We start from the raw sequence: 20,670 nt of genomic DNA on the forward strand, positions 1-20,670 counted from the left end.
CGATGCGGCTGCCGTGTGGGGGTATGCGACACACCCGACCGCGGGGTGCAAGAGACCCGCGGTATGCAGTACAAGAACGACAGTAGTACGGGTGAGGAGCAGTGTTCTCTTGCTCCAACTGCTAGATCCCTGGGTCTTTCGAGAAGAAGACTCGCGACACAAAGAAAGCCGGTTCATGCCAACTATCAACCAGCTGGTCCGCAAGGGTCGCACCGACAAGGTTGCGAAGCTGAAGACCGCTGCCCTCAAGGGCAGTCCCCAGCGTCGTGGTGTGTGCACTCGCGTGTACACCACCACTCCGAAGAAGCCGAACTCTGCTCTGCGTAAGGTCGCGCGTGTGCGCTTGACCAGCTCGGTAGAGGTCACCGCCTACATCCCCGGTGAGGGCCACAACCTGCAGGAGCACTCCATGGTGCTCGTTCGCGGTGGTCGTGTGAAGGACCTCCCGGGTGTGCGTTACAAGATCATCCGCGGCTCGCTCGACACCCAGGGTGTCAAGAACCGCAAGCAGGCTCGCAGCCGCTACGGCGCCAAGAAGGAGAAGAGCTAATGCCACGCAAGGGCCCAGCACCCAAGCGGCCGCTGATCAACGACCCGGTCTACGGATCCCCGTTGGTCACGCAGCTCGTCAACAAGATCCTTCTCGACGGCAAGAAGTCCACCGCCGAGCGCATCGTCTACCAGGCTCTCGAGCAGGCTCGTGAGAAGACCGGCACCGACCCCGTCGTCACGCTCAAGCGTGCACTCGACAACGTCAAGCCGGCCCTCGAGGTTCGCAGCCGTCGCGTCGGTGGCGCGACCTACCAGGTCCCCGTCGAGGTTCGCCCCGGTCGCTCGACCACGCTGGCACTGCGCTGGCTGGTCACCTTCTCGCGCGCTCGTCGTGAGAAGACCATGGTCGAGCGTCTGGCCAACGAGCTTCTCGACGCCAGCAACGGCCTCGGTGCCGCTGTGAAGCGTCGCGAGGACACGCACAAGATGGCTGAAGCCAACAAGGCGTTCGCGCACTACCGCTGGTGACTTCCGGCCGGAAGGGTGCGGCGAAACTTTCCGCACCTTTCCGGCGTTGTACCGAGTACCTGGTCCGGCCCGGCTCACCGTTCACATGCTGGTGACAAGCTGGCCCAGTCCCACTTCTTCGACTTACAAGGCGGGATGAATTCCGTGGCACAGGACGTGCTGACAGACCTCAACAAGGTCCGCAACATCGGCATCATGGCCCACATCGATGCTGGTAAAACCACCACTACCGAACGCATCCTCTTCTACACCGGTATCTCGTACAAGATCGGTGAGGTCCACGACGGCGCAGCCACGATGGACTGGATGGAGCAGGAGCAGGAGCGTGGCATCACGATCACCTCTGCTGCCACGACGTGCTTCTGGAACGACAACCAGATCAACATCATCGATACGCCCGGACACGTCGACTTCACCGTCGAGGTCGAGCGTTCGCTGCGTGTTCTCGACGGCGCCGTCGCAGTGTTCGACGGCAAGGAAGGCGTCGAGCCGCAGTCGGAGCAGGTCTGGCGTCAGGCCGACAAGTACGACGTCCCGCGCATCTGCTTCGTCAACAAGATGGACAAGCTGGGCGCTGACTTCTACTTCACCGTGCAGACCATCAAGGACCGCCTCGGAGCCAAGCCGCTGGTCATCCAGCTGCCCATCGGCGCCGAGAACGACTTCGAAGGCATCGTCGACCTCGTCGAGATGAAGGCGAAGGTCTGGAGCGGTGAGACCAAGCTCGGTGAGAAGTACGAGGTTCAGGACATCCCGGCCGACCTCCAGGAGAAGGCGGAGCAGTACCGCCAGGAACTCCTCGAGATCGTCGCCGAGTCCGACGAAGCTCTGCTGGAGAAGTTCTTCGGTGGCGAAGAGCTCTCGATCGACGAGATCAAGGGCGCCATCCGCAAGATGACCGTCAACAGCGAGCTGTACCCGGTTCTCTGTGGCTCTGCGTTCAAGAACAAGGGCGTTCAGCCCATGCTCGACGCGGTCATCGACTACCTCCCGTCGCCTCTCGACGTCGAGTCGGTCCAGGGTCACGCACCCGGCAACGAAGAGGAACTCCTCCTTCGTAAGCCGTCTGCCGACGAGCCGTTCTCGGCTCTCGCGTTCAAGATCGCGACCCACCCCTTCTTCGGCAAGCTGACCTACGTCCGCGTGTACTCGGGCAAGGTCGACTCCGGCGCTCAGGTCATCAACTCGACCAAGGGCAAGAAGGAGCGTCTGGGCAAGCTCTTCCAGATGCACTCCAACAAGGAGAACGCGATCGCGACCGCTTCGGCAGGTCACATCTACGCCGTGATCGGTCTGAAGGACACGACGACGGGTGACACCCTCTGCGATCCGCAGAACCAGGTGATCCTCGAGTCGATGACCTTCCCGGACCCGGTCATCGAGGTCTCCATCGAGCCCAAGACCAAGTCCGACCAGGAGAAGCTGGGAACAGCTATCCAGAAGCTCGCCGAAGAGGATCCCACCTTCTCGGTGAAACTGGACGAGGACACCGGCCAGACCGTCATCGGCGGCATGGGCGAGCTCCACCTCGACATCCTGGTCGACCGCATGAAGCGTGAGTTCAAGGTCGAGGCCAACGTCGGTAAGCCGCAGGTTGCGTACCGCGAGACCATTCGCAAGAAGGTCGAAAAGCTCGACTACACCCACAAGAAGCAGACCGGTGGCTCCGGCCAGTTCGCGAAGGTCATCATCAGTCTCGAGCCTTTCGAGGGCGAAGACGGTGCGACCTACGAGTTCGAGAACAAGGTCACCGGTGGTCGTGTGCCGAGGGAGTACATCCCTTCGGTGGACGCCGGAGCTCAGGACGCCATGCAGTACGGTGTCCTCGCCGGATACCCGCTCGTCAACGTCAAGGTCACACTGCTCGACGGTGCTTACCACGACGTCGACTCGTCGGAAATGGCCTTCAAGGTCGCCGGCTCACAAGCGTTCAAGGAAGCCGCCAAGAAGGCCAGCCCGGTCATTCTCGAGCCCGTCATGGCCGTCGAGGTCACGACCCCCGAGGATTACATGGGTGAGGTCATCGGCGACCTGAACTCCCGCCGTGGTCAGATTCAGGCCATGGAGGAACGTAGTGGCGCTCGTGTCGTCAAGGCACAGGTTCCGCTGTCGGAGATGTTCGGCTACATCGGAGACCTTCGGTCGAAGACTCAGGGCCGCGCTAACTACTCCATGGTGTTCGATTCCTACGCCGAGGTTCCCGCGAACGTCGCGAAGGAAATCATCGCGAAGGCGACCGGAGAGTAAATCTCTCCCGAGCTGGACACGCTGGATCCGTAACACCGCACGACCATGCAGCTCAAAAGAGCTGTACGAGACAACCGCACTGCTGCATTTCAAGCAAGCACCAACAGTCCAGGAGGACACACAGTGGCGAAGGCGAAGTTCGAGCGGACGAAGCCGCACGTCAACATCGGGACCATCGGTCACGTTGACCACGGCAAGACGACGCTGACGGCAGCAATCACCAAGGTTCTGCACGACAAGTTCCCGGACCTCAACGAGGCCTCGGCCTTCGACGAGATCGACAAGGCGCCTGAGGAGAAGGCTCGTGGTATCACGATCAACATCTCCCACGTCGAGTACCAGACCGACAAGCGCCACTACGCGCACGTCGACGCTCCGGGACACGCCGACTACATCAAGAACATGATCACCGGTGCTGCCCAGATGGACGGCGCAATCCTGGTCGTGGCAGCTACGGACGGCCCGATGCCGCAGACGCGTGAGCACGTGCTCCTCGCCAAGCAGGTCGGCGTTCCGTACATCCTCGTCGCCCTGAACAAGGCCGACATGGTCGACGACGACGAGATCATCGAGCTCGTCGAGATGGAGGTCCGCGAGCTTCTCGCTGCGCAGGACTTCGACGAGGACGCACCGGTCGTCAAGGTCTCCGCACTGAAGGCACTCGAGGGTGACCCGAAGTGGGCCGAGAGCGTTGCAGAGCTCATGCAGGCTGTCGACGACTCCATCCCGGACCCCGTCCGTGAGACCGACAAGCCGTTCCTCATGCCCGTCGAGGACGTCTTCACGATCACCGGTCGTGGAACCGTCGTCACCGGTCGTATCGAGCGTGGCGCGATCAACGTCAACGAAGAGGTCGAGATCGTCGGCATCCGCCCCGGCTCGACCAAGACCACGGTCACCGGCATCGAGATGTTCCGCAAGCTGCTCGACTCGGGTCAGGCAGGCGACAACGTCGGCCTCCTCGTTCGTGGCATCAAGCGCGAAGACGTCGAGCGTGGACAGGTCATCATCAAGCCGGGCACCACGACTCCCCACACGGAGTTCGAGGGCAACGCTTACATCCTGTCCAAGGACGAAGGCGGCCGCCACACGCCGTTCTTCAACAACTACCGCCCGCAGTTCTACTTCCGTACCACGGACGTTACGGGCGTCGTGACCCTCCCCGAGGGCACCGAGATGGTCATGCCCGGTGACAACACCGAGATGTCCGTCACGCTGATCCAGCCGGTCGCCATGGACGAGGGCCTGCGTTTCGCTATCCGCGAGGGCGGTCGTACCGTCGGCGCCGGTCGCGTCACCAAGATCATCAAGTGATCTAGCTCCACCTAGCTACACCGAGAGCGGCACTCACCTTCGGGTGGGTGCCGCTTTTCGTTGTGCAGTCCTGGTGGTCGAGGAAAAATGCCGCGCAACCCGACCGAGCGTCCCGTAACGTCGACCGCGTGCTCTTGACTATGACCGCGGACGCGACAACCGATTTCACCGACACCACCGATCTCGGTTTTCTGTTGCACAAGCACCCCGACAAGGTGCAGACGTTCGGGTTGTCGGTCGGGTCGGCAACGGTGTTCTACCCGGACGCAAGTGCTGAATCGACTTGTGTAGCGGTGGTTCTCGACGTCGATCCCGTCGAACTCGGTAAGACGCTTCCGAAGTATTCGCCGAGCGAGTTCGCGTTGGGCCGTTACGTCAACGATCGACCGTATGCCGGTGCATCGTTGCTGGCGGTGGCGCTCTCACGGGTGTTCAAGCAGGCGATGGCAGGTACGTGCACGGCGAGGCCCGAGTTGCCGAATCTCGAACTGGCGCTGTCGATCAACCTGCCATCCGTTCCGTGTCGGGGAGGCAGTGAGCTCGCGAGAAACCTGTTCGAGCCGCTCGGCTGGTCGGTCCTTGCCACGCCGATACCACTGGACGTGGAGATCCCGCGCTGGGGTGACTCCGTCTATGTCGATCTGACCCTCACCGGAATCCACACTGTCTCCGATGCTCTGAAGCAGCTGTACGTACTGCTTCCGGTACTCGACGACGTCAAGCACTACTGGGTCGGTGAGGATGAGGCGGACAAGCTCGTTCGAGCAGCGGGTGAGTGGTTGGCCGATCATCCGCACGCCGATCTGATCACCGAGCGCTACCTCAAGCACCGCCGTGAACTGGTTGCGTACGCACTCGATCGCCTGGTGGTGGATGCTCCACGGCAGGAGCCTGCTCCGCGTGACCCGTCGCTCGGTGAACTGCGCGCGCGGGCAGTGCTGGCCGCGCTCCGTACCATCGGGGCGAGCAGCATCGTGGATCTCGGCTGCGGAGAAGGCCGGCTTCTGCGGGAGCTGTTGGCAGACACATCGTTTGCGAGGATCGTCGGTGTCGATGTCAGTGCGCGCGCACTCGACGCCGCAGAACGAAGGCTACGTGTGGCCGATCTTCCCGACCGTCAGCGCGGCCGAATCGAACTGCTGCAGTCCTCGGCGACTTACCGTGACTCGCGACTGTTCGGTGTCGATGCGTTCGTCTTGATGGAAGTGATCGAGCACGTGGACCAGGACAGGGTGGAGTCACTCGAGCGATCGGTCTTTCGTGAAGCGCGGCCCACGTTCGTTCTCGTCACGACGCCGAACAGTGAGTACAACATCCTGTACGACGGGTTGGCGCCGGGCGAGTTCCGGCACCCCGACCACCGGTTCGAGTTCACCCGCGCAGAGTTTCAGCGGTGGGCCGACGGAATCGAGGGGTATGTCGCGCGGTTCGAGAGCATCGGTCCGGTCGACGAGCGCGTCGGCGCACCGACGCAGATGGCGATCTTCAGTAGGACGGAGGGCACGGTATGACGCAGTACGACATCCCGGACCTGGCACTCGTGGTGCTCGTCGGGATCAGCGGATCGGGTAAGTCGTCCTTCGCCGCACAGCATTTCGGGCCGTACGAAACGGTGTCGAGTGACACGTGCCGTGGCATGGTGAGCGACGACCCGAATCTGCAGAGTGCGACGAAGGATGCGTTCGAACTTCTGGAGTTCATCGTCGCCAAGCGGCTCGTCGCTGGTCGGTTGACGGTCGTCGACGCCACCAACGTCCAGCCTGCAGCTCGGAAAGCATTGGTGAAGCTTGCTCGTGACCACGATGTGCTTCCGGTCGCGGTCGTGCTGGATGTACCGGAGGCAGTGTGTGCGCAGCGTAACGACGCTCGCGCGGACAGGGACTTCGGCCGCGATGTGCTGCGGCGTCAGCATCAGCAGCTGGCCAGGTCGATGAGAGGTCTGTCGAAGGAAGGCTTTCGTACCGTCCACGTCCTGGGCGGCATCGACGCAGTGGAACACGCGAGTTTCACACGGACACCGCTCCGAAGTGATCGCCGGAGCGAAACAGGACCGTTCGATGTCATCGGTGACATCCACGGCTGTCTGGATGAACTGCGTGCTCTGCTCACGAAGCTCGGTTACCGGATCAGAGTCGACAAGGAAGGACGCGTGGCAGGTGCCGTCCCACCGCCGGGGCGAACTGCGGTGTTCCTCGGGGACTTCGTCGACCGCGGTCCGGATTCGGTCGGCGTGCTTCGGCTGGTGATGGGAATGGTCGGTGCCGGTGAGGCACTTGCCGTTCCAGGCAACCACGAGCACAAGCTCGTGCAGGCTCTACGCGGCCGCAAGGTCACTGTGTCCCACGGGCTGGAAGAAACACTGGCGCAACTGACAGAGGAGTCCGAGGAGTTCCGAGGCGAAGTCCTGAGGTTCTGCGACGGCCTCGTCGCACACCTCGTCCTGGACGAGGGAAGGCTCGTCGTCGCACACGCGGGGCTGATCGAGAAGTACCACAACCGGGCGTCGGGCAGAGTTCGTAGTTTTGCTCTCTACGGTGACACCACCGGCGAGACCGACGAGTTCGGGTTGCCGGTTCGTTACCCGTGGGCCCAGGACTACCGGGGCTCCGCGACCGTGCTGTACGGCCACACTCCGGTTCCGGAGCCCGAATGGCTGAACAACACGATGTGTGTGGACACCGGGTGTGTTTTCGGTGGGAAGCTGACGGCTCTGCGATACCCGGAGCGTGAAGTCGTGTCCGTACCGGCCGAGAAGCAGTGGTACGCGCCGGCGAAACCCCTCGGAGGCTTCGTGCGAGAGGAGAACTCGCTCGATCTCACCGATGTGGTCGGGCCGACGGGTGTCGAGACGGCGCTACGAGGTCGAGTCAGCATTCGCGCGGACAACGCGGCGGGTGCGCTGGAGGTGATGAGTCGGTTTGCCGTTGCTCCCGAGTGGCTCCGATACCTCCCGCCGACCATGGCGCCCTGTGCGTCGTCGAAGCGGGAGGGGTACCTCGAGTATCCGACCGAGGCGTTCGATGCCTATCGCTCAGTGGGCGTCAGGGAGGTGATCTGCGAGGAGAAGCACATGGGCTCGCGGGTCGTCGTCGTGCTTCACCGCGGTGGCGACGGTACCGCGTACACCCGGACCGGCCGTCGAGTGTTCGACGAGGTACTCACCCGTGAGCTGCTGTCGGCCGTCGACAGATCTTTCGAGGCGACCGGGTTGTGGACCGAGCTCGACACGGACTGGGCGATTCTGGACAGTGAGCTGATGCCGTGGTCGGTGAAGGCGGAGGGGTTGATCCGCACCCAGTATGCCGCCGTCGGGGCCGCGGCCCGGGCGGATCTCGCCGCCGAAGCATCGGTACTCGAACGTGCTTCGGCGCGAGGTCTTCCGGTCCAGGATCGAGTTCGCCGCGGCGCCTCGCGTGCACGCAACATCGATGCGTTCATCGACGCGTACCGCGGATACGTCTGGCCCACTTCAGGTCTCGACGGTGTGTCGTTGGCTCCGTTTCAAGTGTTGGCGACGCGGAAGGGCGTACATGTCGACCGACCGCACAGCTGGCACCTCGACTGCGCGGACAGGCTCGTCCAGCACGACGGGGCGCTGTTCACCACCACACGACGAACCGCCGTCGACCTGTCTTCCGAGGAATCCGCAGCAGCCGGCGCACGGTGGTGGGAGGAGTTGACCGCACAGGGCGGTGAGGGAATGGTGGTCAAACCTGCCGCGAACGGCCCGCGGGGAAAAGTGCAACCGGGCATCAAGGTTCGCGGGAGGGAGTATCTGAGGCTGATCTACGGACCGGAGTACACCGAACCCGAGAGGCTTGCGTCGCTGCGCGAACGCAACCTGGCACACAAGCAGTCGATGGCGCTGCGTGAATACGCTCTGGGAATAGAGGCGCTCGAACGCCACGTCGCGAACGAACCGCTGTGGCGAGTGCACCAGGCAGTGTTCGCGGTGCTCGCCATGGAATCCGAGCCCGTGGATCCTCGCCTGTGACTGCAGTGTTCGCCCCACGGGTGCAGTTGCGCGCTCAGACGTGCAGCTGCACCCGCAGAGCTACATCGCTGCCCTCGACTGCGCCGGCGAGGTAAGCGGCGCGTTCTTCGGCAGTACGAGTGAATGCCTCGATGTCGATGCCCGGTGACGTCTGCACTGTGACGGCCAATGTGGGCGTGCCGCGATCGTCGATGGCTCGACCCCGGGCCGATTCGACGCCGGGGAAGTCGGCGAGGTCCGCGGCGATGCCACGGGCCAACGCTCCCAGGTCGATTCGTAGCGAACAAGATTCGCTCGTCGAGATCTCGACGGTTCCTGTTCTTCTGGGGGAGAGGTTCCCGATCAGGAGCGCGACGGCGGCGAGTGTGCCGACGACGGCGGTCGCGGCCAGTGCGGCCTCCCACCACGATTGCGCAGGAAACGCTGCGAAGACGTCACGGTCGAATCTGGACAGGGATTCCACGGCGAACGGAACGTCGTAGTACCACGCGACCGCGAACGCCCCTGCGCCGACGAGTGCGACGCCGAGAAGCGTCACCAGTAGGCGATCGATCAACGTTGTCGCGCGCTTCACGCCTTGCTCTCCTTCACTCGGACGCGGACGGTCCTGGTGTCGGCCAGCAATGCAACTGTGGGTTCCACTGCAGCGCGGACGGATTCGACCGTGGCAGTGGAACCGGAGGTACTACCGGCGGCACGATGCACGTCGACGGTCACCCGCTTCGGCGTCACGGTGGTCCGCGCGGAATCCACGGCGGGCACCGAGCCCGCATGATCGCTACAGATCCGGGCGACGTCGGTGGGACGCAACCACACCATGGGGTACTGCGACGCCTTCGACCCAGCGCCCGTGTGAGTTTTCGTCCGCGGCTTCAGGCCGAGAACGACGAGTATCGAACCCACCACGACGCAGGCAGCGGCCGCACCGATCATCCATGGCTGCCAATGCAACTCCGCGATCCAGTTCACGGCGTTGGCGATCCACGGTGCGCCGTCGATGGTGTCGTGCGCGATCAGGAACTCTCGTCCGGCGACGAAGGCGACACCGAGCAGGACGAGCGACAGGACAAGGGTGATGGGTACAGCGGCCGGGCTCGCCGTCGGGGGCCTCGGACGAAACGCAGCAGCGTCGGACGGCGCAGACGGTTCAGGCGAACCAGCGGGCGACGTACCGACCACCAGAACGTTGAGCTGATGCAGCGGCAGACCGATGATGTCGTTCAACGCCCGCCCGACCTTCTCGGCGATCGCAGCCCCGGCGTCGGCGATCCGGCAGGGCCAGGCCAATGCCACGTACAGATTGACCGACACCGAATGCTCGCCGACGGACACGTCCGCACGCGGCAGCTCACGTCCGGTGAGCTTCGACATCCCGCCGACCTGCCTTACGACAGCAGGGACGGTCAGCGCCGCGGCGACAGCCACACGGGAGACGGCGCGCTCCTTGATGACAAGCGTGCCGGGGCCGCCGGTTCCCGGGACCTCGTCGGCCACGAAGCCCGGATCGGCACTCGGGGTCGCTACGTCCTTGCCGCCGTCAGCCACGGCCGCGGCTGCGGAGCAGGGACGTCAGATCGAGGCGACCGTCGAAGTGAGCGCCGACCGCCAACCCGACCGCGCCGAGGAACAGTGCGAGCACGAATCCGCTGAATCCACCGATGATCCCGGCGAGAGCCAGCAGCAGACCGGTGAGCAGTCCGACGACGGTGTAACTCATGAACCCTCTCCTGAATCGATGTCCCCTGAATCGATGTCCTCGACGACGACTGCGACGGGCACCGACACCAGCTGCCCGATCGCTGCCTGAACTCCGCGAGCGACGCCGTGTACGTCGGACGGATATTCGGCGGTGATGTGCACTTCGCACCGCTCGTCGTCGACGCGGACACCGACGACCTTTCGGCCGGGCAGATAGGTCGCGATCTCGCCGAACTCCCCGGCGTGCAGGCCTGCTACGCCCGACACGGTCGTCGCGGCGGCGGCGATGGCGTCGGCGAGCTGGTAATCCCCTTCCGCGCTCACTGGACCCGAGGCGCGACGTCCGGGTCCACGCCGGTCTCGAGCTCGTCGAACAGGATGACGTCGTAGACGGTGATGTTCACTTCGGTGACCTCGAGCCCCGTCATCCGCTCGACGGCGGTGATGACGTTACGTCGGATGCCGGCCGCCAGTTCGTGCAATGCGACGCCGTACTCGGCGACGATGCCGATGTCGATGGCAGCTTGTTTCTCACCGACCTCGACGGCGACGCCCTGGCTGTGGTTGACGCGGGCGCCGGGGATGCGGTCCCGGAGCGCACCGACGACCCGAGCGGTCCCGCCACCGACGTCGTGGACGCCGTCGATCTCCCGCGTCGCGATTCCGGCGATCTTCGCGACGACCGCGTCGGCGATGATCGTTCGACCCTGCGTGGTGGTCAGCGCGGCCGAACTGGCGGCCGCGAAGCTGGGGTCTGTGCTCATGGTCTCGATCGTAGACGCGCAACCGGGCCGCCGTTGCTCAGTGGACGGAGTTGGTTCTCTGGTAGAGATTCCCCCATGACGATCGTGATCGTAGGAGCAGGCCTCGGCGGTTTACGCACGGCTCAGGAACTGCGCAAACAGGGGTACGACGGCGGGCTTGTGCTCGTCGGAGACGAACCCCACCTTCCGTACGACAGGCCGCCCCTGTCGAAAGAGGTGATCCGCGGGGAGCGCGAGGACACAACCTTCGAGAACGAGGAGTACTTCGCCGAGAACCGCATAGAGCTGCGGTTGGGTGTTGCAGTCGTCCGGGTGGACACCGAGAACACGATGCTCGAGCTGGCCGACGGCTCGACGCTCCCGTACGACCAACTCGTGATCGCGACGGGCTTACGGCCGAGACGGGTGCCGTCGCTGCCCGACCTGGACGGAGTGCACGTCCTTCGCAGCCGCGACGACGCCGAGTCGTTGCGCCGCGACGCCTCTGCCGCTGCACGCGCCGTCGTGGTGGGGGCCGGGTTCGTCGGATGCGAGGTCGCCGCAGGGCTACGGCACCTCGGCGTCGACGTCACGCTCGTCGAGCCGCAAGCGACCCCGCTCGCGTCGGTCCTCGGTTCCGACGTCGGCGAGCTGGTGTCGAGGCTTCACCGCGACGAGGGCGTGACGGTGCGCACCGGCGTCGGTGTCGACACTCTGCGCGGAACGGAGCGCGTGACGCACGTCGTGCTGAGCGACGGAACGGAACTCGCGGCAGACCTGGTGGTAATCGGAATCGGTTCGACGCCGGTGGTCGAGGTGCTGGAGGCATCGGGAGTCACCGTCGACAACGGCGTCGTCGCCGACGCGTACGGCCGCACCGATGTTCGAGGCGTCTGGGCGGTCGGCGACGTCGCAGCCTGGGATCACCCGCAGCACGGTCGCCGACGGGTCGAGCACTGGAGCAACGTCGGTGACCAGGTTCGCGTCATGGTTCCGGCTCTGCTGGGCAAGGAACCGGCGGCACCTCGGCCTGCCGTCCCGTACTTCTGGAGTGATCAGTACGACGTCAAGATCCAGGCGCTCGGAAGCCCATCGGCCGATGATTCCGTCGAGATCGTCGAGGACGACGGTAGAAAATTCCTGGCATACTACGTCCGTGACGGAATTCTTACGGCCGTGGTCGGCGCCGGTATGGCGGGAGCAGTGATGAAGATGCGTGCGAAGATCGGTCAGCCCACGTGAGCGGTGCGCTGCTGACTGCGTCGGACATCGCCGACGCCGAGGAATTGCTCGAGCCGGTCATGCGAAGAACCCCTGTCGTGGCTTCACGGATTCTGTCCGATCTGACCGGGCACGAAGTGCGACTCAAATGCGAGAACCTGCAGCGCACAGGCTCTTTCAAGCCGCGCGGAGCGTACAACCGCATAGCACGGCTCTCGCCGGAGGAACGTGCACACGGTGTAGTGGCCGCCAGCGCAGGCAACCACGCGCAAGGCGTCGCCTGGGCTGCAACGCAGCTGGGTACGACGTCGACGGTCTTCATGCCCACCGGCGTCTCGTTGCCGAAGCTCGTCGCCACCAAGGCCTACGGCGCGGACGTCCACCTGACCGGCCGCACGGTCGACGAAGCGCTCACGCACGCGCACGAATTCGCCGCTCGTACCGGCGCCGTGCTGATCCACCCGTTCGACCACTCGGACATCGTTGCGGGACAAGCAACTCTGGGGACCGAGCTACTTCGTCAGATGCCCGACGTCGGCACCATCGTCGTTCCGACGGGCGGCGGTGGATTGCTGGCAGGCGTCGCAGCAGCGGTTCACCTGCACAAGCCGAACGTCCGCGTCGTCGGCGTGCAAGCCGAAGGCGCCGCCGCGTGGCCGGTATCGCTGAAAGCCGGTCACCCCGTTGCCGCACAGTCGATGTCGACGATGGCCGACGGCATCGCGGTCGGCCTACCCGGCAGCGTTCCGTTCGACCACGTGGTGGACCGCGTCGACGAGATCGTGACGGTCTCCGAAGACGCGCTGTCCCGAGCGCTGCTGCTCTGCATCGAACGAGCGAAACTGATCGTCGAGCCCGCAGGTGCGGCCGCCGTGGCCGCACTGATGACCAGGCAGGACCTCCGGCTGGACGGACCGGTGTGTGCCATCCTGTCCGGCGGCAACATCGACCCACTCCTGCTGACCCACGTCATCACGCACGGACTGCGAGCCGCAGGACGCTACCTGGCTGTGCGCGTGACTATTTCGGACCGACCCGGCGGACTGATCGGGCTCCTCGACGTGGTCAAGGGAGTCGGCGCAAGCGTCGTCGACGTCGTTCACTCCCGCACCGGCGGTCAATTGGGACTCGAAGAAGTGGACGTCATGCTCACCGTCGAAACCCGCGGCCCAGCGCATCGTCAGGACGTCCTCGACGCACTCGGCACCGCGGGATTCGCCGTCGACACCACGTCCTAGACGCGACGTCCGTACTCCCGGGCCGGTCAGAAATACCGCTTCGTGATGATCTCGAGGTAGTTCCCACCCGGATCGAGGAAGTACACCCCTCGAACAGCACGTCGTCGACCGGAAACGCATAGTGCTGCGCTGGTTCGGCGACGAAGCAAGAGATTGTCGGCGGCTGCACGTAGGATCTCCGTCGTCGGTTCTCGGGTGGGCCGATGAGTTCTCGTCGGGTATCGAGTCTGCAGTACGTAAGCACCAAATGAATGGGGAACAGATCATGGCGAACGCCATCGAAGTCGAGAATTTGGTACTCGAGTACGGCAAGAACACGGCGCTGAACGGAATCAGTTTCTCCGTGCCGGAGGGCACGGTTCTGGGCGTCCTCGGACCCAACGGGGCGGGGAAGACGACGGCGGTCCGCATCCTCGCGACCCTGTTGAAAGCTACGTCAGGGTCCGCGCGGGTACACGGAATCGACGTCGGCGACAACCCGAACGAGGTTCGTAACACCATCGGACTCACGGGACAGTTCGCGGCCGTCGACGAATACCTGACCGGGTACGAGAACCTGGAGATGGTGGGCAGGCTGTTCGGCCTGAAGAAGGCAGAAGCGAAGACACGGGCGGATCAGTTGCTCGCTCGCTTCGATCTGGAATACGCACGCGACCGGACCGCGAAGCAGTACTCCGGCGGTATGCGTCGTCGCCTCGACATCGCGGCCAGCCTCATCGGCAGGCCGAAGGTGGTGTTCCTCGACGAGCCGACGACGGGCCTCGACCCCCGAAGTCGAATGGCGATGTGGGACTTCATCTCCGACCTGGTCAAGGACGGCACGACTATTCTGCTGACGACGCAGTACCTCGAGGAAGCGGACCGCCTCGCCGATCGGATCATCGTGCTCGACAAGGGGTCGATCATTGCCGAGGGCACAGCGGATCAGCTCAAGGCGCAGGTCGGTGGTGAACGCCTCGAATTCGTTCTCACCGACGCATCGCAGAAAGACCGCGCGCTCGAGATCCTTACTCCCATCGGCCTCGACGCGCCGTCGTACGACGCGCAGACCCGTCGACTCGGCATGCCGGTCAGTGGCGGAGCCGACGATCTGACGACCGCCCTCGTCGCATTGAAGGAAGCCGACATCCACGTCGTCGACGTCGGGCTGAGGCGGCCGAATCTGGACGACGTTTTTCTCACCCTCACCGGCCGCGCCGCCGAGGACGAACAAGCAGTGGAGGAAGAGAAATGAGCGTGCTGCGCGATTCCCTCATCATCACCAAACGGAACCTGATCAAGCTCAAGCGAGTTCCGGATCTTCTGTTCTTCGCGACGCTGTCGCCGATCATGTTCGTGCTGCTGTTCGCCTACGTGTTCGGAAGCGCCATCGACATCCCCGGCGTCGACTACAAGAGCTTCCTCATGGGAGGCATCTTCGTGCAGACCATGATCTTCGGTGCATCCATCACCGGGTCCTCGCTCGCCGAGGATCTACAGAAGGGCGTGATGGACAGGTTCCGATCCCTGCCGATGGCACGGTCCGCTGTTGTAATCGGCAGAACTGCAGCCGATGTCGGCAACAACATCGTGACGATCACGATCATGTCCATCACCGGTTTGATCGTCGGGTGGCGCATCACGTCGTCGTTCCTCGAAGCCGTGGCCGGCTACGTGTTGCTGTTGCTGTTCGCCTACTCCATCTCCTGGGTGATGGCGTTCGTGGGCCTGACCGTCCGCTCGCCGGAGATCTTCAACAACGCGTCGTTCATCGTGATCTTCCCGTTGACGTTCATCGCCAACACCTTCGTGCCCATCGAAGGCTTCCCGACGGTACTCAAGACCATCGCCGAGTGGAATCCCATTTCTTCGGTCGCACTTGCCGTACGTGAACTGTTCGGCAACACCAACCCGCTCGCCCCACCGCCGGAAGCCTGGCCACTGCAGAACCCGATTCTCTACACGCTGATCTGGGTCGTGCTGTTCCTCGTCATCTTCGTGCCGCTCTCCGTGCGTAAGTACGAGAGAACTCTCACCGCCTGACACCGAGGCACGAAAAAGCCCCCGACCGCAGACGGTCGGGGGCTTTCTCGTCGTATGCCGACTCTTACGTGTGGTACGGCTCCGCGCTGAGCAGCGTGACCTTCATGGTCTTGCCGTTCGGCAGAGCGTATTCGCGAGTGTCGCCGACCTTAGCGTCGATGAGCGCGCCACCCAGCGGCGAGCTGGGGGAGTAGACCTCGAGCTTGCCGTCGCGAGCACCCTCTTCACGAGTGGCGATGAGGAACGTCTCGGTATCGGACTCGTCGCCGTCGTAGTAGACCTTGACGACGGATCCGGGTAGAGCCACACCGGACTGCGTAGGCGCCTCGCCGACCTTCGCCGAGTTGAGCAGCTCCTGCAGCTGACGGATGCGAGCCTCCTGCTGGCCCTGCTCCTCGCGTGCAGCGTGGTAGCCGCCGTTCTCCTTCAGATCGCCCTCTTCGCGTCGCTCGTTGATCTCGGCGGCGATGACCGGGCGATTGGAAATGAGTTGGTCGAGTTCGCTCTTGAGCCTGTCGTGGGATTCCTGGGTAAGCCAGGTCACCTGGGTCTCGGTCATCTCGATCACTCCCTTGTAGTCGAAGTCGCGGTGGACTCCCGGTCTGTTGCTGACGGAGGCATGCGTCTAGGCGGGTCCCCCGGGTATTGGGTGGATCCCCCTGGTGCGGCCCACTGCCTGAGCCGGCTGCCGTAGCGGTCGCTGTAGCGTCTTACAGGGCCGTCTATTCGCACCCCGCAGGCCGTCAATGCAGCAATACACGGTTCCAGTGCGGAACCGTGTACCGGCCAATCTTACCACGAGACGGCGGGAGGTCAGCCTGCCCGTAAATACTCGGGGACATTCGTGCTGCAACCGTAGACATCCCCGACAGCCGGCGGTTGGGACGTACGCAGGACAGTGGTCAACTGCACTTCTTGATCCGAAGAACCGGGTACGAGCACCTCGCGTCGGCCGGTCTCCGAACCGTCACGCGAACGTGCTCGCACGATGCAGACGGCCTCCTGCTGGGGATCGGCCCGAGTCACACTGAAGCCGATGGATATGGTCTCGTCGTCGACGAGGTCGAACGTCAACGCCTTGCCTTCGACGTCCTGTACCGAGAATCGCTGGTAGGCGAGATACGCGACCACGAGTCCCACCAACACGACCACGGCGAGCAGGAGATTTCTCGTCCGAGGTGCAACTCCCCGCCGCGAGCTCGACGCCGGGTAGCGGCCTTCGGGGAGGGTGGCAGTCATGGGAACTTCGCTTTCGAAAGGAACCGTCGATCAACGTACGGCAGCCGGTGCATGCTGTGTCGGCGCCAAGTGGAACTATAGGGGGCGGATAAGTTTCCGGTGAAGCTGAGGTGAGGAAAGAACGTGTCCGGACTACGGCTCATGGCGGTGCACGCCCATCCCGACGACGAGTCGAGCAAGGGTGCCGCAACGACGGCTCGGTACGCAGCCGAAGGTAACGACGTCCTGATCGTCACCCTCACCGGCGGTGAGCGCGGCGACATCCTGAACCCCGCGATGGACATCCCGGGCGTGAAGGATCGGATCAACGAGGTCAGGCGCGAGGAAATGGCCGAGGCCGCCCGTATTCTCGGTGTCCGACAGACGTGGCTGGGGTACATCGACTCCGGTCTGCCCGAGGGCGATCCGCTGCCTCCGCTTCCCGAGGGATGCTTTGCGCTCGTGCCGCTCGAGGAATCCACCGAAGCTCTCGTCAAGGTAGTTCGCGATTTCAAGCCCCACGTCATCACGACCTACGACGAAAAGGGTGGCTACCCGCACCCGGACCACATCAGATGCCACGAGGTGTCGGTCGCGGCGTACGAAGCAGCGGGCGACCCCACCAAGTTCCCTGACGCCGGCGAACCATGGACGCCGTTGAAGCTGTACTACTCCCACGGATTCCTGCGGAAGAAGATGCAGCTCTTCCACGACTGGTTCATCGAACGCGGTGAGGAAAGCCCCTTCGTGGACTGGCTGAAGAGGTGGACCACGGACCGCGACGAGATCATGGAACGCATCACCACGCAGGTCACCGTCGGCGACTACTTCGAGCAGCGAGACGACGCACTGCGCGCACACGCCACGCAGATCGATCCCAACGGATCGTTCTTCGCCGTGCCGATCGAGGTCCAGCGCAAGCTGTGGCCGACGGAGGAGTACGAGCTCGCGCGCACCCGCGTCAAGACGTCCATTCCGGAGACCGAGCTCTTCGCCGGGATCGATCCGGAGACCGCCACATGATCGTGTCGTTGTTGGCGCAGGGCGCCCCAGGGCCGGAGTTCGGCAAATCGTCGCCCGTCGGCCTGGTCATCATCGTTGCCCTACTCGTGGGAACAGCGCTGCTGATCTGGTCGATGAACAAGCAGATCAAGAAGCTGCCCGAGTCCTTCGAGAAGGACGACCCAAGGCTCGACCAGGCGCTCGACGAAGGTACGGACCGCGGCGCCGTTCGCGAAGACGCACGCGAGACCAAGCCCGGCGAGAGCTGATCGTGCTCGGGGCGAACGCGCTCGACAGATCCACCAGCCCCTACCTGCGTCAGCACGCGGACAATCCGGTGCACTGGCAGGAGTGGACGACGGAGGCGTTGGAATCCGCCCGCGAGCGCGACGTCCCGATCCTGCTGTCCATCGGGTACTCGGCGTGCCACTGGTGCCATGTCATGGCACACGAGTCGTTCGAGGACGCGGAGACGGCGGCGCTGATGAACGCGAACTTCGTCTGCATCAAGGTCGATCGTGAGGAGCGTCCCGACCTCGACGCCGTGTACATGAGCGCGACCGTCGCGATGACCGGCCAAGGCGGATGGCCGATGACGTGCTTTCTGACTCCGGACGGCGAGCCGTTCTACTGCGGAACCTACTTCCCGCCCAAGCCACGAGCGGGGACCCCGTCGTTCACGCAGTTGCTCGAGGCCGTCTCGGACACCTGGACCACCCGTCGAGCAGAGGTGTTCGACGCCTCGACCGCGATCACCGAGGCCCTGCGGGACAACTCCGGCCGGCTCCCGGCGTCGGGCAAACCCGTCGACGCAGACCTGCTCGCGGAGGCGGTGTCGTCGGTTCTGGCCGACGAGGACGTCGAACGAGGCGGATTCGGCGGCGCACCCAAGTTTCCTCCCAGCTCACTGCTGGAAGGTTTGCTCCGGAACTACGAACGAACCGGGTCGACGACGGTGCGGGGCGCCGTCACGCGCACCGCGTCGGCCATGGCTCGCGGCGGAATTCACGATCAGATCGGCGGCGGATTCGCGCGCTACGCCGTCGACGCGGAGTGGATCGTTCCGCATTTCGAGAAAATGCTCTACGACAATGCTTTGCTGCTCCGGTTCTACGGTCACCTCGCCCGCGTCACCGGTGACGCGCTGGCAACGCGGGTAGCCGACGCCACCGCTGCTTTCGTTCTCGGCGCGATGCGCACCGAGGAAGGGTGTTTCGCGGCTGCGCTGGATGCAGACACCGAGGGCGTGGAAGGACTCACGTACGTGTGGAGTCCCGAGCAACTCGTGGAAACCCTCGGCTTCGAGGACGGCGTGTGGGCCGCGGGGCTGTTCGCGGTCGACTCGTCGGGCACGTTCGAGGCCGGCATGTCGGTGCTGCAACTGCCGGAGGATCCCGAGGACATCGAGCGCTTCGAGCGAGTGCGTGCAGCCTTGATGGAGGCCCGTGACCTGCGCCCGCAACCGGGGCGCGACGACAAGGTGATCACCGCATGGAACGGCCTGGCCATCACGGCCCTCGCCGAGGCCGGGTCCGGACTCGGACGCAGTACCTGGGTCGATGCTGCCGCCGAATGCGGCGAACAGATCTTCGCTCGGCACGAGGAGAACGGTCGACTGCGTCGGGCATCGCTCGGGGCTCACGTCGGCGACGCGGCAGGAGTTCTGGAGGACTACGCGTGCATGGCCGTCGGATCGCTGTCGTTGCTGTCCGCGACCGGGGACACGGTGTGGCTGGAACGCGCCGTGCGACTCGTCGACGCAGCCATCGCTCACTTCGCCGACCCGGACAACCCCGGCAGTTGGTTCGACACCGCCGACGACGCCGAAGCGTTGGTCACCCGGCCCAGGGACCCCCTCGACAACGCCACCCCGTCCGGCGCGTCGACGATCACCGAGGCCTTGCTCGCGATCGAAGCGCTCGTGCCGTCCGAGTCCGCCGCCACGTACGGTGACCTGGCGGCAGCGGGCCTGGCTCGGGCGTCGGTCGTGATGGAACGAGCGCCTCGGTCGGCCGGGCATTGGCTGGCCGTAGCCGAGGCATCCGTACGCGGTCCGCTGCAGGTGGCGATATCGGTCGACGGTGACAGTCGACTGCTGGATGTCGCTCGCAGGCACGCACCGGGCGGCACCACCATCGTTGCAGGCGTCGTCGATTCGTCTCCGCTGCTCACGGACAGGCCGACCGTCGACGGCAACGAGGCAGCCTACGTGTGCCGTGGGTTCGTCTGCGACAGGCCGGTGACGACGGAGGAAGAACTGGTCGCGGCGTTGCGCCGCTAGAACAGCACCAACCACACCGCGACCAGGTGACAGATCGCGGCGAGAACGGTAGCTGCGTGGAAGAACTCGTGATGGCCGAACGTCGTCGGCCACGGGTTCGGCCACTTGGTGGCGTACAGGACAGCTCCGACGCTGTACAGAATGCCGCCGACCAGCAAAAGGATGAACGGTGCGAAGCCGACGTGGTCGATGAGCGTCGGCGCGACCGGGACGATGGCCCACCCGAGAATCAGGTAGAGCGGAACTCCGACCCACCGCGGCGCCTGCGGCCACAACATCTTCAGAGCCACCCCGCCGAGAGCTCCCAACCAGACGATGATCAGGAGGGTGCGGCCGGTGCTCGTCGGCAGACCGAGTATCGCGAACGGGGTGTAACTGCCCGCGATGAACACGAAAATCATCGAATGGTCGGCGCGCTTCATCCACACGCGGTGAGCAGGGTTGTCCCAGTGAATGCGGTGATAGGTGGCACTGACACCGAACACGCCGCAGACGGTGATCGCGTACACGGCAGTTGCGATCCCGGCGCCGACCGACACCAGTGCGAAAGCCAACGTGACCAGCACGATGCCGGAGATCACCGCCACTCCGAACGCATAGAGATGGATCCAACCGCGCATGCGTGGTTTGACCGGTAGCTCGTCGATCCCGAACATCGTCATAGCCCCACCT

General features: G+C 64.3%; 21 protein-coding genes. 13 read left to right on the top strand and 8 right to left on the bottom strand.

Features of this window, described 5'->3' with window-relative positions; genetic code table 11:
• Window positions 1-175 precede the first annotated feature (175 nt).
• The 6 genes from rpsL to CH293_RS16655 all read left to right on the top strand — a co-directional run bounded on the left by rpsL (window position 176) and on the right by CH293_RS16655 (window position 8,575).
• Window positions 176-550 carry a 30S ribosomal protein S12 gene (gene rpsL / locus CH293_RS16630; protein WP_008714048.1) on the top strand — a complete coding sequence of 125 codons (375 nt, stop codon included), beginning with the start codon at window positions 176-178 and terminating at the stop codon, window positions 548-550.
• Window positions 550-1,020, top strand: a complete 471-nt coding sequence (gene rpsG, locus CH293_RS16635; RefSeq protein WP_003941856.1) for a 30S ribosomal protein S7 — start codon at window positions 550-552, stop codon at window positions 1,018-1,020. Before rpsL ends, rpsG begins: the two co-directional genes overlap by 1 nt.
• A gap of 135 nt (window positions 1,021-1,155) precedes the next feature.
• A complete protein-coding gene (gene fusA / locus CH293_RS16640) occupies window positions 1,156-3,267 on the top strand; it encodes an elongation factor G (protein WP_019665492.1) in 2,112 nt (703 codons plus the stop codon).
• Window positions 3,268-3,390: 123 nt separating this feature from the next.
• Window positions 3,391-4,581 (top strand): elongation factor Tu, encoded by a 1,191-nt coding sequence (tuf, locus tag CH293_RS16645; RefSeq protein WP_019665491.1) that lies wholly within the window; start codon window positions 3,391-3,393, stop codon window positions 4,579-4,581.
• Window positions 4,582-4,709: 128 nt separating this feature from the next.
• Window positions 4,710-6,092, top strand: a complete 1,383-nt coding sequence (locus CH293_RS16650) for a 3' terminal RNA ribose 2'-O-methyltransferase Hen1 (RefSeq protein ID WP_255122890.1) — start codon at window positions 4,710-4,712, stop codon at window positions 6,090-6,092.
• The gene (locus CH293_RS16655) at window positions 6,089-8,575 is read left to right on the top strand and encodes a polynucleotide kinase-phosphatase (protein ID WP_094720859.1); all 2,487 of its coding nucleotides are present in this window, start codon (window positions 6,089-6,091) and stop codon (window positions 8,573-8,575) included. The genes CH293_RS16650 and CH293_RS16655 overlap by 4 nt, the downstream gene beginning before the upstream one ends.
• A 34-nt stretch (window positions 8,576-8,609) precedes the next feature.
• Here CH293_RS16655 and CH293_RS16660 read toward each other — a convergent pair whose 3' ends face one another.
• Genes CH293_RS16660 through CH293_RS16680 form a run of 5 tightly spaced genes read right to left on the bottom strand, consistent with a single transcriptional unit; the run spans window position 8,610 to window position 11,037 of the window.
• A complete protein-coding gene (locus CH293_RS16660) occupies window positions 8,610-9,149 on the bottom strand; it encodes a hypothetical protein (RefSeq protein ID WP_094720860.1) in 540 nt (179 codons plus the stop codon).
• Complete coding sequence (locus CH293_RS16665) at window positions 9,146-10,120, bottom strand: DUF6286 domain-containing Asp23/Gls24 family envelope stress response protein (RefSeq protein WP_094720861.1); 975 nt, start codon at window positions 10,118-10,120, stop codon at window positions 9,146-9,148. Before CH293_RS16665 ends, CH293_RS16660 begins: the two co-directional genes overlap by 4 nt.
• Window positions 10,113-10,292, bottom strand: coding sequence for a hypothetical protein (locus CH293_RS16670; protein WP_019665488.1), 180 nt, complete (start codon window positions 10,290-10,292; stop codon window positions 10,113-10,115). Before CH293_RS16670 ends, CH293_RS16665 begins: the two co-directional genes overlap by 8 nt.
• Window positions 10,289-10,597 carry a hypothetical protein gene (locus tag CH293_RS16675; protein ID WP_094720862.1) on the bottom strand — a complete coding sequence of 103 codons (309 nt, stop codon included), beginning with the start codon at window positions 10,595-10,597 and terminating at the stop codon, window positions 10,289-10,291. The genes CH293_RS16670 and CH293_RS16675 overlap by 4 nt, the downstream gene beginning before the upstream one ends.
• On the bottom strand, window positions 10,594-11,037 hold the full coding sequence (locus CH293_RS16680; RefSeq protein WP_094720863.1) for an Asp23/Gls24 family envelope stress response protein: 444 nt from the start codon (window positions 11,035-11,037) through the stop codon (window positions 10,594-10,596). The genes CH293_RS16675 and CH293_RS16680 overlap by 4 nt, the downstream gene beginning before the upstream one ends.
• A 75-nt stretch (window positions 11,038-11,112) precedes the next feature.
• Here CH293_RS16680 and CH293_RS16685 point away from each other — a divergent pair, with 75 nt between their 5' ends.
• The 4 genes from CH293_RS16685 to CH293_RS16700 all read left to right on the top strand — a co-directional run bounded on the left by CH293_RS16685 (window position 11,113) and on the right by CH293_RS16700 (window position 15,497).
• The gene (locus CH293_RS16685) at window positions 11,113-12,258 is read left to right on the top strand and encodes an NAD(P)/FAD-dependent oxidoreductase (protein ID WP_094720864.1); all 1,146 of its coding nucleotides are present in this window, start codon (window positions 11,113-11,115) and stop codon (window positions 12,256-12,258) included.
• A gap of 59 nt (window positions 12,259-12,317) precedes the next feature.
• Entirely contained in the window at window positions 12,318-13,475 is a 1,158-nt protein-coding gene (gene ilvA / locus CH293_RS16690; protein WP_255122893.1) for a threonine ammonia-lyase, read from the top strand.
• A gap of 265 nt (window positions 13,476-13,740) precedes the next feature.
• Window positions 13,741-14,709: an ATP-binding cassette domain-containing protein gene (locus tag CH293_RS16695; RefSeq protein WP_206539350.1), complete on the top strand. Its 969-nt coding sequence runs from the start codon at window positions 13,741-13,743 to the stop codon at window positions 14,707-14,709.
• Window positions 14,706-15,497 carry an ABC transporter permease gene (locus CH293_RS16700; protein WP_019665481.1) on the top strand — a complete coding sequence of 264 codons (792 nt, stop codon included), beginning with the start codon at window positions 14,706-14,708 and terminating at the stop codon, window positions 15,495-15,497. The genes CH293_RS16695 and CH293_RS16700 overlap by 4 nt, the downstream gene beginning before the upstream one ends.
• A gap of 64 nt (window positions 15,498-15,561) precedes the next feature.
• Here the strand turns inward: CH293_RS16700 and greA are convergent, their stop codons facing one another.
• Together greA and CH293_RS16710 are read right to left on the bottom strand one after the other, a co-directional pair.
• Window positions 15,562-16,056: a transcription elongation factor GreA gene (gene greA / locus CH293_RS16705; RefSeq protein WP_026347856.1), complete on the bottom strand. Its 495-nt coding sequence runs from the start codon at window positions 16,054-16,056 to the stop codon at window positions 15,562-15,564.
• 254 nt (window positions 16,057-16,310) lie between these two features.
• Window positions 16,311-16,736 carry a DUF4307 domain-containing protein gene (locus CH293_RS16710; protein ID WP_037105772.1) on the bottom strand — a complete coding sequence of 142 codons (426 nt, stop codon included), beginning with the start codon at window positions 16,734-16,736 and terminating at the stop codon, window positions 16,311-16,313.
• A gap of 123 nt (window positions 16,737-16,859) precedes the next feature.
• Between CH293_RS16710 and mca the strand changes: the two genes are divergently transcribed.
• Genes mca through CH293_RS16725 form a run of 3 tightly spaced genes read left to right on the top strand, consistent with a single transcriptional unit; the run spans window position 16,860 to window position 19,998 of the window.
• Complete coding sequence (mca, locus tag CH293_RS16715) at window positions 16,860-17,738, top strand: mycothiol conjugate amidase Mca (protein WP_170945266.1); 879 nt, start codon at window positions 16,860-16,862, stop codon at window positions 17,736-17,738.
• Window positions 17,735-17,986, top strand: coding sequence for a hypothetical protein (locus tag CH293_RS16720; protein WP_094720866.1), 252 nt, complete (start codon window positions 17,735-17,737; stop codon window positions 17,984-17,986). Before mca ends, CH293_RS16720 begins: the two co-directional genes overlap by 4 nt.
• A 2-nt stretch (window positions 17,987-17,988) precedes the next feature.
• The gene (locus CH293_RS16725; RefSeq protein WP_094720867.1) at window positions 17,989-19,998 is read left to right on the top strand and encodes a thioredoxin domain-containing protein; all 2,010 of its coding nucleotides are present in this window, start codon (window positions 17,989-17,991) and stop codon (window positions 19,996-19,998) included.
• Here CH293_RS16725 and CH293_RS16730 read toward each other — a convergent pair.
• Window positions 19,995-20,660 carry a hemolysin III family protein gene (locus CH293_RS16730; RefSeq protein ID WP_037105781.1) on the bottom strand — a complete coding sequence of 222 codons (666 nt, stop codon included), beginning with the start codon at window positions 20,658-20,660 and terminating at the stop codon, window positions 19,995-19,997. The two genes, CH293_RS16725 and CH293_RS16730, sit on opposite strands and share 4 nt — an antisense overlap.
• Window positions 20,661-20,670: the final 10 nt, after the last annotated feature.

This window comes from Rhodococcus sp. 14-2470-1b (assembly GCF_002259415.1).
Lineage (GTDB): Bacteria > Actinomycetota > Actinomycetes > Mycobacteriales > Mycobacteriaceae > Rhodococcoides.

Bases quoted from the DNA above. Each gene is read 5' to 3' on its own strand.
- rpsL (WP_008714048.1), top strand. From the start codon at position 176: ATGCCAACTATCAACCAGCTGGTCCGCAAGGGTCGCACCGACAAGGTT.
- rpsG (WP_003941856.1), top strand. From the start codon at position 550: ATGCCACGCAAGGGCCCAGCACCCAAGCGGCCGCTGATCAACGACCCG.
- fusA (WP_019665492.1), top strand. From the start codon at position 1,156: ATGAATTCCGTGGCACAGGACGTGCTGACAGACCTCAACAAGGTCCGC.
- CH293_RS16655 (WP_094720859.1), top strand. From the start codon at position 6,089: ATGACGCAGTACGACATCCCGGACCTGGCACTCGTGGTGCTCGTCGGG.
- CH293_RS16670 (WP_019665488.1), bottom strand. From the start codon at position 10,292: ATGAGTTACACCGTCGTCGGACTGCTCACCGGTCTGCTGCTGGCTCTC.
- CH293_RS16680 (WP_094720863.1), bottom strand. From the start codon at position 11,037: ATGAGCACAGACCCCAGCTTCGCGGCCGCCAGTTCGGCCGCGCTGACC.
- CH293_RS16685 (WP_094720864.1), top strand. From the start codon at position 11,113: ATGACGATCGTGATCGTAGGAGCAGGCCTCGGCGGTTTACGCACGGCT.
- ilvA (WP_255122893.1), top strand. From the start codon at position 12,318: ATGCGAAGAACCCCTGTCGTGGCTTCACGGATTCTGTCCGATCTGACC.
- CH293_RS16695 (WP_206539350.1), top strand. From the start codon at position 13,741: ATGGCGAACGCCATCGAAGTCGAGAATTTGGTACTCGAGTACGGCAAG.
- CH293_RS16700 (WP_019665481.1), top strand. From the start codon at position 14,706: ATGAGCGTGCTGCGCGATTCCCTCATCATCACCAAACGGAACCTGATC.
- greA (WP_026347856.1), bottom strand. From the start codon at position 16,056: ATGACCGAGACCCAGGTGACCTGGCTTACCCAGGAATCCCACGACAGG.
- CH293_RS16710 (WP_037105772.1), bottom strand. From the start codon at position 16,736: ATGACTGCCACCCTCCCCGAAGGCCGCTACCCGGCGTCGAGCTCGCGG.
- CH293_RS16720 (WP_094720866.1), top strand. From the start codon at position 17,735: ATGATCGTGTCGTTGTTGGCGCAGGGCGCCCCAGGGCCGGAGTTCGGC.
- CH293_RS16730 (WP_037105781.1), bottom strand. From the start codon at position 20,660: ATGACGATGTTCGGGATCGACGAGCTACCGGTCAAACCACGCATGCGC.